Source organism: Enterobacter sp. KB-221C9, assembly GCF_041320715.1.
Lineage (GTDB): Bacteria > Pseudomonadota > Gammaproteobacteria > Enterobacterales > Enterobacteriaceae > Enterobacter > Enterobacter asburiae_D.
In genome coordinates, this window is the sequence record NZ_JBGIWG010000036.1 from 1 (window position 1) to 881 (window position 881).

Consider the following 881-nt stretch of genomic DNA (forward strand, 5'->3'; position numbering starts at 1 on the left):
GGGCGCTTACCACTTTGTGATTCATGACTGGGGTGAAGTCGTAACAAGGTAACCGTAGGGGAACCTGCGGTTGGATCACCTCCTTACCTTAAAGAACCTGCCTTTGTAGTGCTCACACAGATTGTCTGATGAAAAGTAAATAGCAAGGCGTCTTGCGATTGAGACTTCAGTGTCCCCTTCGTCTAGAGGCCCAGGACACCGCCCTTTCACGGCGGTAACAGGGGTTCGAATCCCCTAGGGGACGCCACTTGCTGGTTCGTGAGTGAAAGTCACCTGCCTTAATATCTCAAAACTCATCTTCGGGTGACGTTTGAGATATTTGCTCTTTAAAAATCTGGATCAAGCTGAAAATTGAAACGACACATCTTTAATGGTGTGTTCGAGTCTCTCAAATTTTCGCAATTTGATGATGAATCGAAAGAAACATCTTCGGGTTGTGAGGTTAAGCGACTAAGCGTACACGGTGGATGCCCTGGCAGTCAGAGGCGATGAAGGACGTGCTAATCTGCGAAAAGCGCCGGCGAGGTGATATGAACCTTTGACCCGGCGATGTCCGAATGGGGAAACCCAGTGTGATTCGTCACACTATCGTTAACTGAATACATAGGTTAACGAGGCGAACCGGGGGAACTGAAACATCTAAGTACCCCGAGGAAAAGAAATCAACCGAGATTCCCCCAGTAGCGGCGAGCGAACGGGGAGCAGCCCAGAGTCTGAATCAGCTTGTGTGTTAGTGGAACGGTCTGGAAAGTCCGGCGATACAGGGTGATAGCCCCGTACACGAAAGCACACAGGTTGTGAACTCGAAGAGTAGGGCGGGACACGTGGTATCCTGTCTGAATATGGGGGGACCATCCTCCAAGGCTAAATACTCCTGACTG

Annotated in this window: 1 tRNA gene and 2 rRNA genes; all 3 read left to right on the plus strand. The window is 50.1% G+C overall.

From position 1 onward, the window contains the following. Nucleotides 1-86 (plus strand): 16S ribosomal RNA (locus AB8846_RS23280); the annotation flags it as partial. Nucleotides 87-171: 85 nt separating this feature from the next. After that, nucleotides 172-247: transfer RNA gene (locus AB8846_RS23285), tRNA-Glu, on the plus strand. 193 nt (nt 248-440) lie between these two features. Then, nucleotides 441-881: ribosomal RNA gene (locus AB8846_RS23290) — 23S ribosomal RNA — on the plus strand; the annotation flags it as partial.